The sequence below is a fragment of the Frondihabitans sp. PhB161 genome (assembly GCF_003814635.1).
GTDB lineage: Bacteria > Actinomycetota > Actinomycetes > Actinomycetales > Microbacteriaceae > Frondihabitans.
The window spans coordinates 23,378-37,252 of record NZ_RKQW01000003.1 but is presented as its reverse complement, the minus strand read 5'-3'; the positions used below and the strand labels follow the sequence as shown (position 1 = coordinate 37,252).

Genomic DNA, 13,875 nt, shown 5'->3' with positions numbered 1-13,875 from the left:
GGGCTGCTGCCCGGTTGCTGGTGAACTCAGAGTCGAAGTCGAATCTGAAGCATCACTTAAGGACAGCTTCTGGGCAGGAGTTTCATAGGTCCGTGCACGCGAAAAGTCGTAGCGTTCCCTCATGCCCAACCCCGCCCGGATCCTGATCGTCGACGACGACGAGACCATTCGCACCTCCGTCGCGACCGCCCTCTCGGCCGAGGGATTCAGCTGCCGAACCGCCCCCGACGGCCGTTCGATCGCCGCCGAGCTGTCCACTTTCCTGCCCGATCTGGTGATCCTCGACTGGATGATGCCGGGGCCGAACGGCATCCAGCTGGCCGCTGCCGTGCGGACCTCGACCGACGCCGCCGTGGTCATGCTGACCGCGCGCGACGAGGTCGACGACCGCCTGCGCGGTTTCTCGGAGGGCATCGACGACTACCTGGTGAAGCCGTTTTCGATGGCCGAGCTCGTCGCGCGGGTCACTGCCGTGCTCCGCCGCCGCGGTCGTGTTCCGTCCGTCATCGAGATCGGCGATCTGCTCGTCGATCAGGAGGCGGCTTCGGCCCGTCGCGGCGACGTCGTCCTCGATCTCACCGCGACCGAGTTCCGCCTCCTCGAGTTCCTCGCGTCGAGCCGGGGGCGCACTCTCTCGAAGGGTCAGATCCTCACGCAGGTGTGGGGCTACGACGACTACGACCCCAATCTCGTCGAGGTCCACCTTTCGTCTCTCCGTCGAAAGATGGAGTCGCACGGCCCCCGCCTCATCCATACCGTCCGAGGCATGGGCTATCGAGTCGCTGTCGCCGAGGCCGTGCGATGAACCGAAGGATCCGCCCCACCCGAACCGGGCCCGGCCTCCGAACGGGCTCCCTCCGCCTGCGCGCCGTCGTCGCCGTGCTGCTCCTCCTCGTGGTGCTGCTCGGCGCCCTCGCGATCACCGTCGAGGCCATCCTCGGTCAGCGGCTCCGCGGTCAGATCGAGGATCGCCTTCGCGACCGCGCCTCCGCCGCGACCGCTCTCGTCGGCACGGTCAGCTCGGACGAGCTCGCAGAACGCCTGTCTGCACAGGGGCTATCGGTGCTGATCAGAGACAAGAACGGCGATTCGATCGTCGCCGGGCCCTCCCCGGAGCAGTTGCGGGCGGGGCCGAAGGCGAATGGCGGGCTGGTCGGGCCGGCCGGGAATGCGCCGGGTGGAGCGGCGGGTGCCGGATCCTCGTCCGGGTCGTCGTCGACCGGGTCCGCTACCGGATCGACCGGCACGTCGAGTGCTCCGGCCGACGCCGCCGATGTGACGATCAGCTCGTCGCGCATCACCGACGACGACCAGATCATCACTCTCGTGTCGAAGCTCAGTGACGGGTCGACGATCACGCTGACGGCCGATGCGAGTTCGGTCGGGCAGACCCTGGCGCAGCTGCGCTGGGTGATGCTCGGGGCGTCGGGGGCGTTCTTGGTCGTCGCGGCCGTCGGCCTCGTTCTCGTGGTGCGGGCCTCTCTCCGACCTCTCGACCGGATGACCGGCGTCGCGCGCTCCATCGCCGGGGGTGATCGTGGTCGGCGACTGCGACCGGGCAATCCACGCACCGAGATCGGCCGGGTGGCACTCGCCTTCGACGAGATGCTCGACGCCGTCGAGGGCGCGGAACGGAAGGCGCTCGAAGCCGAGGCGCGAGTTCGGTCGTTCGTGTCGGATGCCGCCCACGAGTTGCGCACACCGGTCGCCGGCATGCGTGCTGCCGCCGACACCCTCGTGCGAGCGCCGGTAAGCGCCGAGGAGCGCGAACGGCTGGCCTCACACGTCGCCCGCGAGGCGGGGCGCGCCTCGCGCCTCATCGACGACATGCTGATGATGGCTCGCGTCGATCGCGGCCTCGAGCTCGAACTCGCCCCGGTCGACCTCGGTGCGCTCGTGCTGGCCGAGGTCGAGCGGCACCGTCTGCGCCGGCCCGGACTCGACCTGCAGGTGTCGCTGCCTGATCGCATCGTGGATTACCAGCCCGTGCTCGTCGAGGCCGACGTGGACCGGCTGGCCCAGGTGATCGGCAACCTCGTCGACAACGCGTCTCGTGCCACGTCGGGGCGCGGCCGGGTCCACCTTTCGGTTGATGCGCCGAGCGGCTCCCTCGCGTCGGTCACCGTCGCCGACAATGGCCCGGGAGTGCCCGAGTCCGACCGCGAGCGCATCTTCGACCGCCTCGTGCGGCTCGACGCGGGCCGCGATCACGCGAGCGGCGGTGCCGGGCTCGGCCTGCCGATCGCGCGCGGTATCGCGCGGGCGCACGGGGGCGAGCTGGTGTGCGTGGCGCCGGCGTCCGGTGTGGGCGCCGAGTTCGTGGTGACGCTGCCGGTGCTTTCGCCTAGCTCTGCTTCATCGCTCGAGCATCACGTCATGGCAATGGGCCAGATCTGAGGCGTTTATTTGGCGATGGCCTCACTACGGCGAGTCGGGCTCGTCAAAGGAGCCGAACCCTATACATCGGAGTCGGTGTCGTTCCGGGGGCGCTCCTTGCGGCTTTCACTTCGTACCGACACGACGAAGTTGATTAGCAAGAGGACGAGGTTCAGCAGGATCGCCCACGTGATGGAGTAGTCACGAAAGAACGATCCGACAATGACGACGAGTATGAAGAGTTGAGTTACGAGCATCACGCGTTGCCAGAGGGTCGACCGACTCCACCATTTGGGCATGGCCCCAGTATGCACAGGGCGGGGTGGGGGCCATGACCCTCGCGGCGCGGAGGGCTCGCAGCCCAAGCCGCCCGACGCGTTGACGGGATGGCCGGTCGTCCGATGGCACTGGCTGAGTTGCTGCCCGCGCAGAAGGCGGCCGCCGGAGGCGACCGTCTTGCAGATGTGGTCGGGCTGCCCCCCGGCGCTCCTCAACCGCCGCTGACGCGTCGCTGGGCGCCCCTGCGCCGTGGGCCCACGAACAGGCTCTCGTCCGAGTCAGCCCGATCAACGCAAAAGACGGCCGCCAAAGGCGACCGTCTTCCAAAGTGGTGGGCCGTCTTAAGAACCGCTACATGCCTGAAGCGGCGGGGCCTGCGAACTCACGAATCGTGGCCCTATCCTCTCTTCACCTGTCTCTTATCCTCTGGGACGATCCCGGTGTCCGTAATACAGCCTTTGACCAGGGACTTTCGCGCCTCCGCGTAGCTCTGGCGGTTTGCGAATGGAAGCCGCCCCGCCCCCGATGGACAACGAAGTCGGCAAGACGCTCGTGCTCCTCCGCCACGGCCGCGCTGTCGGAGGGGCCAGGACCTGGTCGCCAATCAACGAGAAGCGTTACCTAGTCCTCCATCTGGGACAGCCGTACCCCGCCAGCATGGTTACCGACACGATCGCTCCCGGTGCCTCGCACCGGCGACCGGAGCTCGGCGGTCGATCCGAATCTCTGAAGCCTCGTTGACAGCATGGCGAAGAACGCATTGACTCCCGGTGAAAACGCGTCCGCCGGTTAGGCTTAACACATGAGCAACAATCGAGTTCCGCGCACGCTGACCGCCGTCCTGGTCGAGGAGACGGACGAGGACATCGTCGTGACCTGGGGTCTCGGTGAGCCCGCTGAGGGCTCGTTCCAGTTCTTCGGCTACGGCCTCGCGTACTACGGCCGCGACGGCAACGGTGGGAAGCGCTTCGGCGTCCGGTTGTCCGACACCCAGGAGGTGACAGCATTCATCTTTGACCACGCCAGCGCGACGCAGGCCAACTACACCGAGGACGGTGTGATGCTACGCGAGGACGCGATCGTGGTCCGGTACCGAGACGCATCCATCGGCCTCGACGACATCGGGATCATCAACGCGTACAGCCACACCAACGGCCGAGACCGCCAGGTCGACGTGCCCGTGACGCTGATGGGTCGCTAACTGCTCTTCGCGCCGACGAGGCGTTCCTCTTCGAGGGTCGCGGTGACGATGGATTCCCCGTGTGAAAGCCGACCTACGCCGGCGCGCAGTGGTGACGTTCAGATCTCGACCGGCCTCCAAGCGCGCGCCTCGGCGGCCATCGCCTTCCGCGCGACCTTCAGCCGCACCAGCTTCTTCGGGTTCTTGTCGAGGTTGATCACGGGTGTGAAGTGTCGGATCAGCTCTGTCTCGGCGTCGACCAGCGCGACCTGCATCATGTTCGGCGCTTCCCAAACGGCCAGCCTCAGCCGCTGGTGCATCCAGGCGGTGAGTCGCGCGTCGCCGTCACCTGCCAGCGAGTACATCGAGAAGTCAGCCGGCTTCGCAAGGTTCCTCGGGATGCCCTGCAGGTCGAGGCTGTCCCGAAGCAACGCCGCGAAGGAGCGCCTGACCGTCGACCCGCCGGTTCGTGCCGTGCTGCCCGGCACCGCGGCGAAGTGGTCCTTCAGGTCTCGCGACACGAAGCTCGCCTCGGCCTTGCCCACGTAGAGCGGAAGGTCCGGCGCGCTGCGGGCCTCGAGGTCGTCGAGCAGGCCCAGCTCTCGGTGCGCCTGCTCGTCGCCGTAGATCGCGTAGAGGCCTGGTCTCGCTGGCACGTGCGCCGGCGCATCTGTGATCGACCACCGGGTGCCGGTCAACACGGCAACCGCATCCGCGGCGAGGTCAGACAGCGTCACGAGGATCTCCCGGATCAGGATCGATCTCTAAGTCGCCAGGGTCCGGATCGAACTCGAAGTCGAGCTGCACGCTGGTCGGATCAGCCGGTCGCGGCGGGCTCGGGTTGTCCTCAAGGACGATCCAGGTGACCTCGAACGCCGCAGGGTCCTCGATGTCAACTTCGACGGTGACTCGTGTTCGGACTTCGTCGGACTCGCCGAACAGGTCCCCCGCTTCGATCGAAAGGACCACGTCCGCACGGCCTGTGACGGTGTCGCCGTCCGGTGCTTCGAATTCAAACTCGGACTCGAAGTCGTATCCGTAGATCGAGAGGTCCCCTCCAATCGCTGGAAGCTCGAACTGCACCCAGTCCGGCAGTCCGTAGTCGCCGCCATAGGTCAGCTCTTCGTCCATCGGCTGGCCAACCAGCTCGTCAAGAGCTTCCGTAGCCACGCGGACCAGCTCCGCTCGGCGAGAAGCGTCGAACGCGTACCCGCGAAGTAGAGACGCCAATCCATGTGCCTCGTCATCAGGTGGCGTCGAAGCGGCCCGTGCTTCGGCGGCCAGTGCCTCGGCTTCGGCGGCCGCCGCACGGACGTCTTCGACGACGTTCGCGACCTTCTCAACCAGTACCACGCAATCTCGGGCAATACCTCGCGCGTCGAGATCTTCGAGCAGGTGCCGATGCAACTCCTTCGGAGCGTCGTCGTCGATGAACCCCTTGTCCGCCGACACGAAGAAGACCTTGTTCGCGATCGCGTCCTTGTCCTCTGTCAACACGTCCAAAACGGTCTCCCAGATCACGGCGTCGCGGAAGCCGTAGGACTTCTTGCCGCCGAGGGTCTCCATGAACGGCCGGCGCGCTGCCAGATCGCGATCCACGAGCGCCCAAGTGCGGTTTTCGGGGACTGAGGTCACGCTCACGCCGCTCGTTGCGAGCAGCCTGTCGCGCGAAGCATCCGTCTTCGCGCCGAGGCGGTCGAACGCGTCGTCGATCGCGGTCGCGGTGATGTCGTCGCCGACCTCGCTCAGTGCCCCCTTGGCCTTGTCACGCTTCGACTTAAGGGTCTTGCGGTCCTGCCGATCGAGTTCGTCAACGACGACCTGAGGCAGCACCACCCGGCACTTGCCCGACTTAACGAGATCGACAAGGTTCCTGGCCGCCACCGACGTCATCCACGCGTGCCCGAAGAGCGCGTTCGTGTCCGGGACGACGGTGATCATCGTTCAATCATGCCGGACGCAGTCAACCACGCCCGATCCGGCGTTGGTGAACAACATCGCCACCGTGATGAGCGGCTGAGCAACCGCGAGCCACGCCCATTGAGAACCCAGCAGCCGTCTCGGCCGCGGGGTTCTTCGTTCTCGCGATCCAAGCTCAGTGCTCGGCGTCGTCCTTCGCCTTCTCGAGGTTCAGACCTGTCGCGTGTTCAGCTCACCCGTCGATGAAATCGGAGAACGTTGCGAGCAGCGCGCCCGACACTGGATACGGCGAGTCCTTGTCGCCGACGATCGCGACCATCGCCATGTCGCCGTCCCGCTCGGTGACGCGGAACGTCTGGCCGGGCGCCATCGTCAGTCCGCCGCCGCAGTCGGCTTCGGTGTGCACTGTGAATACCGGGAGCGTGGCAATCGTCCGAGCGCGCTTCGCCCCCGCGCTTCGAGCTTTCTTCGCCACCTGCTTGACTCCGGTGACGACGCCGAACTCGCCAGCGCGGCCGACGAGGTAACCGCCCGCGGCGGTCAGCCCAGCAAGGACCAACGGACCGCCGACCTTCTTCGCCAGCTTTGTCATGTCCTGGTAGAAGCCGAGGTTGCTCACGCGGGTCTCCTGTCGCGATTGGGTATCGCGAGCCTACCGGCGACGGTAGCTCGACACGCAAGCTTCACGCAGTGTGCACGCCCCGCGCACAGACCACGTCCGGGAGGATCTCGAAGGACGTGACGGCGTGCACGTCGCCCCCTTCGAGTTAGAGCGCTCCGTTTTCGAAAGCGCCAACTAAGTGTGCTGCGAAGGAACGACACCCCCGCATGACTCGTCAGCAGAAGCTCATCGGGCCTCAACACCTCGCACATCCACGACGTAACCAATTGCGTCTTGGCGAGGGTCAGGAACAACTCGTTGGCCTTTCGAACTTGCGGCGGTGTCTGGCTTGAGAACCACAGCGATGACAATCGGGATTGTCGTGGCGACAATCATGCCTACGGAGCAAACGCCTTACTTGGTCTTCAACGCACCCGCGATTGAGCTAAGCCGCAGGGCCGCCACGTCCGGGCGAGCCGCGAGGGCGAAGGAACCCTTTGCTCCCTCACGGACCGCAGCGACGAATGGATGTTGGAGGAACACGAGTACCCGCAAGATCTCCTCCTCGGTCGTCTCTAGGTCGTCGCGCACGGTTCGGTAGATGTCTCGCGCCGTGATGTACTCGGCTTGATCTCGTTCTGCTTCCGCCCGGAGTTCTCGGAGGACGCTGCCGAGCAGGTCCTGCTCCCGTTGCTTGGCCCGGCGCCGCTGCTCCACCTCCAACGCCCCACCTACCCGCGTGAGTTCGGCTAGATCCTCTGGTGTGTAAGGCAGGTCGACGTGCTCGAGAACCATCTGCGCCATTTGCTCGGTCGTGAGGAACACGACACCTGCTGCGGCGCCTCGCTTCAGCAATCGACCAGACTTCTCGAATCCGGGTCCGACTACCACGATGCGATCAGCCGCGTGTTGCTCTGCGTGTTCGCGCAGCGTTTCCAGGTCGACAGAGTCCTCGCGCAGTTGACCGCCAGCCGCCGTCTTCGCATCAACGACGCAGAGTCCGATAACCTCGAGTCCGCTTCGAATCGTGACAAGTACGTCCGTTCGACCAGGACCGCCGAGAAGCTGCGCATCGGTTCCGAGGCGGTCGAACGCGTCGGCAACAGCCTCTTCTAGCCGTGACGGACGCGATGCGTCGGTTCCGGCCTCGAGTAGCCGGGACGATAGCTCGGCTCGGTCAGAAGCGGGGCCAAGATCATTGTTGCCGACCGCATGGTCATCTGGTTCAAGATCCAATGAAGCGTTGAGCTCGGTGCGCGGCAAACTGTCCCGGAGAGCGACGCCGAGTACCGTGATTACAAAACGTCCACGTCCCAGTTCGAGGAGTGCGCCAGCTTGCTCGAGCCGACGCATGACTTGACTCGTTCGGCTCGAGGCGGGACCTCCGTCGGGGAAGAGAGCGCGGTGGACCGTGCCCGTGTCGAGGGGCTGGCCGGACGCGTAGTCGAGTACTTCCCCCACAGCTTGATAACGCACGTGCATCAGACGAGCGAAGTTGAGAGGCGACCCTTGAGTCGCCCACTCCTCGCCGAGTGGTGTCCGGCGGACGATATCACGGTCTGCCCACTCCCAAACTCCCAGGCGCTTCATCGACGACACCAGCGCGTCCACCGATGAGGGCTTAAGGTGAAATTCGCGCACTACGGCATCGTCCAGTGCTGAGCGCGTCATCGATTCACCGAGCAAGTCCACAAATCGACTTGTAGCGTCACTCGCAACTTTGAACCCCAAGGACAGTTCGCGTTCGGCAGGATCCATCCCGTCGATTAGCGCCTGCAGTAACGGCGGTGCCGGCGGTAGCTCTGCGGACTCGTCGTCGTCATCAGGCGGCCCAAGGTCCGAACTCTCGATCAGCTCGACTTCAGCAAGAGCTTTACTGCCAGCGTCAGTGATGACGTGTGACCATTCCGCCCCATCGCTGAGCAAACCTAGGGAGGTGAGCCAGCCGACCCGGCGTCGAATCTGGTCCTTGCTACTCCACTCAAGGCCATATGCGCGGGCATCGTCAAGTATTTCGTCAACTCTTGCACCTTGTCGAGACTCGACGAAGACGAGGAGTTCCCCAACGTACTTGTACGCGTTATGAAAAGCGACGAACAACGCTAACGGATCCGGGCTCTCCAGCCACGACGCCCCCGCTTCCGTGACGTGAAGTCCCTTCCTAGAGCGGGTTGTGTAACCCAGTCCCGCAATCGTGCTCTGCACGCGGCTCGTGCTCGACTCGTCGCCAACCCATCCGCTGTCGTCGTGACCCTCGATGTAACGAAGGAACGACCTCAGTTGCGAAGGCTGTTCGCTGGCACCGCCGGGCAGCTGCGGAAGCGCAGATGCTTTCGCCATCCACGTCTGCCGTGCTGAAGACCTCACCTCTGACACATGTATAGATTAGCGTCTGAGATTGCCACGTCCTGATCCCTCCCTCGTGCCTTGGCATCGCCCACGTTGCCCAATGCTCAGACCCGGTCGTCCAGGCGCCCATGTTGCCGACTCGCGATTATGAGGAATCCAAGCCCAGATAATCAAAAAGCAACTCTGGAGCGCCGCAGTCTTCATGCCAGGCGTGACTGCCGTTTTTACGACCGTCTCTCTGAGCGTTGTACGGTCCCTCAGCCGAACGACCGTTGTCGGCAATTTTCAGGGATTCGGGAATGCAGACGCGAACCGGGTGTAATACACCTTCGCCAGCGAGGAATCCACGGCGTGGACGTGGGCGATAAGGCCGAGAATATGCCGCGACATGCCATCGATGTCTCGAAAGCCGCGGCTGTGCAGGTGCCCCATTACGCCATGGGATTCAAGACCGTACAAGTGCGCCTCCACTCTTTTTCTGAATCGAGCGGGAACGCGAAGTTTTGAGCCATTCACCAGTACTCCCAGCACTTCGAGCCTTCGCCCGGGAGCGATGAGTCGGGTTTTCTTCTTGTTGGGCGTATAGCCAGCGGCGAAGATCGCCGAGGTGACTGACGATGCGAATTCTCGAGCGGAGGCCCGGTCGTAGGGCCCACCTGAGAACGTCAGGTCGTCCGCGTAGCGGGTATAGGTCGTGCCGTGGCTGATTGCCAACTCGTGCAGTGCGCGGTCCAGCCCCGACGCGAGCACATTTGCGATGGCCCCACTCGTAGACGCTCCCTGCGGCAGGTAGCCAAGGCGAACCCGCTTGCCATAGGGAAATCCTGCACCGCGGCGCCATTCCACAGTGCTCGCGTACTTTGGTGGCAGCCAGTCCTGGGGATCTCTGACGCTTCGGGTCACGATTCTTGCTAGTTCGAAGGCGACGAGCTCCGAGTATCGATACTTGCGAAGGAGGTGATAGACGTCGCGTTCGTCCGTTTGGTGAAAGAAGTCCTTTAGGTCCATCTTCAAAAGCCAGGTCGCGCCCAGATGTTCTTGGGCGCACTTGACCGACGAGTTGTCCTTCTCGTAAGCGAAGCTCCACGGCGTGCTGGGCATCCTTGCAAAGGTCTGGTCGAGCAGCCATCGCTGGACCGCAGCCAGAGCCTCAGAGGGAGCTGCTATGGACCGCAGAGACTTCCCGTCTCGCTTACGGATTGTGTAGATGTTGTATGGATCGGATTCCCGTTCGACGACCCGACGAAGGAATGCGTAGCTAACGCCGCTCATGTGGGCGAGGTGCCTCAGCGTGTAGATCGGCTGGACTCCAGATGCACTTTGGCGAGAGTCCAACACCAGCGCCCGATCGACGATCGCCGAGTCAAGGCCTGCTGGGGCTAGGGTTCGGTACAGGTGAGGGGAAGTTTTCATAGGTCACCTTGGATCGATCCCGGAGGGACAGTCGGGCTCGTCGACCGAGACAGCGACCGAGAGGAGTTCGACTTGCTCTGCGTAATCGTGAGTTTGTGCTCAGGCCCAATCAACGATTTAGCCCTCGTCGCACGCGACGCCGAAGACAAATGCTTCGGAGTGCCGGCACCAACGTTGCCGGCTTTTTCTGACCGTGATCGTTCCCCTCACCTTAGTTGAGAAGGATAGTACGGTTTCGTCGAGCCGCGATGAACAGCGGAAACGGCATCAATCTGCCTCCGACCGAATTTTCTTATCAAATCTCGCCCGCTCTCCAGCAAGGTGTCGTCGTTGTCGATCAATCCATGGGAGACGCAGAACGCCCGAATTTCCGTTAAGCGGCTGCTGGACATGTTGGCGTGCCGTTGCATCTGGAAACCACTTCGGATGCCGAGACGGAGGCAGACGAGGTAAAGCAACACAGGCCGGAGCATTGAATCGGCGCCCGAAAGTAGAGCGTGGGTTTCCTGCTTCTGCAATTTGCGTGGCGCGGACGCCCCACGCAGGGATTCAATGATCATCTGCGCGGTTCTAGGCGGTTCATAGCCTGAACTTTCGGTCTCGGCGTCGTTGTCAAATCCAAAACTGCGATCGTAAGGCAACAGCGGCACCCAAGGCGTGCGTCCGGGACCCTGGCTCTGGAGCAAGATCCGTGGAAGACCATTCCCAACCGTGTGTTCGAAAACGGTGAGTTGGCTTATCTTTTTGAATCCGTAGGCCATGCTGGGTTTATCAGCGTACTTCGCGCAAAGCGCCATGATTCGTTGCAGCTGATCGGGCGGCCATCCTGCGGACTCGAGATCAGCGCCGGGCCGTTCGTAATGAATTGCACTCCATCGCTTGTCCCACGAGAGCCACTTCCACGACACTTCGCTGATCGCGTGCGCAACCAGTTCGAAACGCATATGCCTGCTAGACAGCCAGCTTCGAATTGAGGAATTCGCAGTAAAGCTCGACATGAACTCCCACACCTCATTGCCGCTGCCTAGGTTGTCGGTAACGAACAGGACAACATCCACCTTTGCCGCCCGCATCTTTTCAACGGACGGCTCAAACAGCATGCCTGTCGCTCTCGCAGTCTTGCGCAAAAGTTGTTCGACTAGGAGTTCGCTTCCGGTGCTCTGGGGAAGATTCTCGCGAGATGTGTAGGGAACCGAAAGTCCCGCACCACCACGGACGGCGAAAGCCGCAACGCTAGCGTTCGTCATCTCCGCGCAAACAGACGTGAGGAGTCGCTTGAGTTCATGGCGAAAATTCGTGGCTGAAACAATCGGGATGGCATCCAGTAGTGCCGCCGCGTCAGCTACTTCGTCGGGCTCAAAATTGGTCAGCCAAGCTACACCGGCCTCCGTTTCTGAAATGGATTTGGGATTCACAGGCATCGCCTCCTTGTTTGAACTTCGATGGCCTCAATTTAGCCGCGACACTTAGTGGACTGATGTCGGTTCGGCTGACCGATGATGTGAAACCGTTTGACTGCCCGGACAGGACTGGCCGACGGGTGAGTGGCCAGAGGCTCGACGCGGGCCGCTTTTCTAGTCCATCCGACGACTGATGCTGTCGCCGACGTCGGCCTTCCATCAGTCTGAGCGGATCGATCGAGAGCGCAATTCGATTAGGAATTCGCTGCTAGTGAGGGCGGCGACTTCAAGTTCTCGAGCCTTGGACTGGACGGCGCGGTCATCGGAAACGACGACCCACTCGTCCGCAAAAAGATATTGGGCGTTCTCCATGCGGGCATCAATGGCGCAAGCAATCAGAAGGGGATCGGCGTTGCCCCGATTGCGGAACAGGTCAACGAGCGTCGAGTCGGCCGGATCGACAGTGGCCATGACTTCCTGGAGAGCCCGCAGTACGCCGGCCGTTGTGGGATAGATCAGGTCTGAGAAGGTGTCGATATCCGGATAACCCTGAGCTTCGTGAATCACCTCTTCAGGCATGCGACAGAAACTTCGAATGAAGGCTCCCCCGCGGTCCGCAGGAGGAACCTGGGACAGAGCATTGTTGTCGAGGAGATAGCGCTTTCCGTCAATCACAATGCGGCCCGAAATTCGCCTATCTGAGCGGGCTTGATCTTGTTGAGACACACTGCTCGGCAAAATTCGCCTGATGAGATTCCGCCGGAATCATGGACCGCCATCATTCGGCGAGAGAGTTCGGATCCGTTGTAGCGGCGAATGGCATTGACGGCTTTGGGGGGACGGGGCTGCGGCTTCTCTCTCGCCGCGTATTCCGAGTCCAAGGTCCGAAGATGCGCGTTCGCAATATCTTGAGTCGTCATGCCCAGCCGGAGCGCGCGCATGATGGCCGCGCTCGGAGTGACCTTGAAAAGGTCCGCGGTCTCTTTCGCGCTGGCGAGAGTGTCGACTTGAGTCTTTCGGAATTCCAGGACGGGCATAAGAATCTCAGCAGCGATCGCGAACTCTCGGTTCTCCGCCGGCGCGGCAGTTCTCCCGTTATAGGTGACGGGGGCAAAAATGCCACGCGAAATAAGAACGGTCAGGAGCACGAGGGTGAATGTTCGCCGGCCTGCCGGTTCCTGGTTCTCGCCCTCGTCTCCTCCTGCTAGGAAGATGTAGGGGACCTTGGAGTCCTTGATGGTGATCCCGCTGAACTTGACGCCTCTGAGTAGTTGCGGCATGTAGTTGTTCTGGCTTTGAGCGACGAGGATCTGTTTCGCCTCGAGTGCCTCGATCAATTTCCGTGTCGCGTCTTCCTTTTTATTCACTGAACGGATTGCGTCGGCCGGCAGTTCCAGTAGGTCGAGGAGCTTTTGAGCGTCGTCGGGAATGGTTCTTCCTGGCTTACTCAGCGCTCTGACGACGGTATTCGTAACGAGCGACTTGTCGTGTTTTTTGAGTAGCTCCTGCTTGCGGAGGAGGTCCTTTACGATCAGTTCGATGTCCCTGAGCGCCACTTCGTTGCGCGAATTAAGGGAGAAGGACGATTTGGTAAGCCCTTGGAGCAACTTGTCCGTCTTCTTCTCTAGCTGAGCTTCCACGACAGGTGTCGGCGCAAAGAACAGGACGTAGGGAATATCGGCAATCCTTGCCAGGTGCACGAGCTTGTCGAATGTGATCGCTGAGGCTTCGAGGGCGTTCACGTAATCTGCCCGGTGGTTGGCAACGGAGTTCTCAAGCAGAGCCGTAAAGACCGTCTCCTCGATAGCAATCCTCTGACGGCCCAGTAGGACATAAAAAGTCAATCCGCTGCCCCAATCAGTTGTCCTTGTCTGCCAGGATCGCCGACCAGTTAGCGAGTGACGGTTCAACACGCCGGTTGAGAATCTCTCGAATAGGTTCATCTCGACAATATGAGGCGCGTACGCACATTCCGTCCCGCCCTGAGGAAGAACCTGCTAGCCAGAGGTGTAGCGGCCGGTCGACCCGAGCAAGTCGTCGAGGTCGGAATGTTGTGCTTGCGAGGCTGCACGTCAACACGTCTTAGGGCGTCCTGCTAAACGAAAGGCGATTGCAACGAGAGAGCCTTATTGCGTGGCTCGTGACGCGTTTATGGATGAAGCCTGGACGGTAATTGAGCCCTCGTTCCCGTCTCCAAAGTCCGCGCGAAAAAAGCCATGAGGCCGAACCGAACCTAGGACGCCGGTGGGCATCAGTCCTGCCATTAGTCACGCACGCGAGTGCTACGAAAGCCGACCGGATCGCCGGACGTCCCACGCATGTCTTTCGAGGAACCACATGGATGTTTGACCATCCTC

The 13,875-nt window shown here is 62.2% G+C and carries 12 protein-coding genes; 3 read left to right on the top strand and 9 right to left on the bottom strand.

From position 1 onward, the window contains the following. Nucleotides 1-121 precede the first annotated feature (121 nt). The gene (locus EDF39_RS12210) at nt 122-805 is read left to right on the top strand and encodes a response regulator transcription factor (RefSeq protein WP_123943545.1); all 684 of its coding nucleotides are present in this window, start codon (nt 122-124) and stop codon (nt 803-805) included. Then, complete coding sequence (locus tag EDF39_RS12205; protein WP_123943543.1) at nt 802-2,397, top strand: cell wall metabolism sensor histidine kinase WalK; 1,596 nt, start codon at nt 802-804, stop codon at nt 2,395-2,397. The genes EDF39_RS12210 and EDF39_RS12205 overlap by 4 nt, the downstream gene beginning before the upstream one ends. Before the next feature lie 59 nt (nt 2,398-2,456). On the opposite strand, the gene EDF39_RS12200 is transcribed toward EDF39_RS12205, so the two are convergent. Beyond that, nucleotides 2,457-2,675, bottom strand: a complete 219-nt coding sequence (locus EDF39_RS12200; protein WP_123943541.1) for a hypothetical protein — start codon at nt 2,673-2,675, stop codon at nt 2,457-2,459. A 782-nt stretch (nt 2,676-3,457) separates the two neighbouring features. Here EDF39_RS12200 and EDF39_RS12195 point away from each other — a divergent pair. Beyond that, nucleotides 3,458-3,856: a hypothetical protein gene (locus EDF39_RS12195; RefSeq protein ID WP_123943539.1), complete on the top strand. Its 399-nt coding sequence runs from the start codon at nt 3,458-3,460 to the stop codon at nt 3,854-3,856. 98 nt (nt 3,857-3,954) lie between these two features. Here the strand turns inward: EDF39_RS12195 and EDF39_RS12190 are convergent, their stop codons facing one another. The 8 genes from EDF39_RS12190 to EDF39_RS12155 form a co-directional block, all read right to left on the bottom strand. Then, nucleotides 3,955-4,572: a GIY-YIG nuclease family protein gene (locus EDF39_RS12190; protein ID WP_123943537.1), complete on the bottom strand. Its 618-nt coding sequence runs from the start codon at nt 4,570-4,572 to the stop codon at nt 3,955-3,957. Further along, nucleotides 4,559-5,776, bottom strand: coding sequence for a PIN domain-containing protein (locus EDF39_RS12185; protein ID WP_123943535.1), 1,218 nt, complete (start codon nt 5,774-5,776; stop codon nt 4,559-4,561). The genes EDF39_RS12190 and EDF39_RS12185 overlap by 14 nt, the downstream gene beginning before the upstream one ends. A 211-nt stretch (nt 5,777-5,987) precedes the next feature. Beyond that, nucleotides 5,988-6,374 carry a hypothetical protein gene (locus tag EDF39_RS12180; RefSeq protein ID WP_123943533.1) on the bottom strand — a complete coding sequence of 129 codons (387 nt, stop codon included), beginning with the start codon at nt 6,372-6,374 and terminating at the stop codon, nt 5,988-5,990. A 396-nt stretch (nt 6,375-6,770) separates the two neighbouring features. Continuing rightward, on the bottom strand, nt 6,771-8,696 hold the full coding sequence (locus EDF39_RS12175; RefSeq protein WP_123943531.1) for a hypothetical protein: 1,926 nt from the start codon (nt 8,694-8,696) through the stop codon (nt 6,771-6,773). A gap of 294 nt (nt 8,697-8,990) precedes the next feature. Further along, a complete protein-coding gene (locus tag EDF39_RS12170) occupies nt 8,991-9,977 on the bottom strand; it encodes a reverse transcriptase family protein (RefSeq protein ID WP_233573191.1) in 987 nt (328 codons plus the stop codon). Nucleotides 9,978-10,324: 347 nt separating this feature from the next. Beyond that, nucleotides 10,325-11,533 carry a hypothetical protein gene (locus tag EDF39_RS12165; RefSeq protein WP_123943528.1) on the bottom strand — a complete coding sequence of 403 codons (1,209 nt, stop codon included), beginning with the start codon at nt 11,531-11,533 and terminating at the stop codon, nt 10,325-10,327. Between the two features lie 204 nt (nt 11,534-11,737). Next, complete coding sequence (locus EDF39_RS12160; protein WP_123943526.1) at nt 11,738-12,097, bottom strand: hypothetical protein; 360 nt, start codon at nt 12,095-12,097, stop codon at nt 11,738-11,740. Between the two features lie 92 nt (nt 12,098-12,189). Next, a complete protein-coding gene (locus EDF39_RS12155; RefSeq protein WP_123943524.1) occupies nt 12,190-13,461 on the bottom strand; it encodes a hypothetical protein in 1,272 nt (423 codons plus the stop codon). Between the last annotated feature and the right edge of the window lie 414 nt (nt 13,462-13,875).

What these genes read in the sequence shown, in the direction of transcription:
- EDF39_RS12170 (WP_233573191.1), bottom strand. Translation starts at nt 9,977, where the DNA reads ATGAGCGGCGTTAGCTACGCATTCCTTCGTCGGGTCGTCGAACGGGAA.
- EDF39_RS12160 (WP_123943526.1), bottom strand. Translation starts at nt 12,097, where the DNA reads ATGCCTGAAGAGGTGATTCACGAAGCTCAGGGTTATCCGGATATCGAC.
- EDF39_RS12205 (WP_123943543.1), top strand. Translation starts at nt 802, where the DNA reads ATGAACCGAAGGATCCGCCCCACCCGAACCGGGCCCGGCCTCCGAACG.
- EDF39_RS12155 (WP_123943524.1), bottom strand. Translation starts at nt 13,461, where the DNA reads ATGAACCTATTCGAGAGATTCTCAACCGGCGTGTTGAACCGTCACTCG.
- EDF39_RS12210 (WP_123943545.1), top strand. Translation starts at nt 122, where the DNA reads ATGCCCAACCCCGCCCGGATCCTGATCGTCGACGACGACGAGACCATT.
- EDF39_RS12185 (WP_123943535.1), bottom strand. Translation starts at nt 5,776, where the DNA reads ATGATCACCGTCGTCCCGGACACGAACGCGCTCTTCGGGCACGCGTGG.
- EDF39_RS12175 (WP_123943531.1), bottom strand. Translation starts at nt 8,696, where the DNA reads ATGGCGAAAGCATCTGCGCTTCCGCAGCTGCCCGGCGGTGCCAGCGAA.
- EDF39_RS12200 (WP_123943541.1), bottom strand. Translation starts at nt 2,675, where the DNA reads ATGCCCAAATGGTGGAGTCGGTCGACCCTCTGGCAACGCGTGATGCTC.
- EDF39_RS12195 (WP_123943539.1), top strand. Translation starts at nt 3,458, where the DNA reads ATGAGCAACAATCGAGTTCCGCGCACGCTGACCGCCGTCCTGGTCGAG.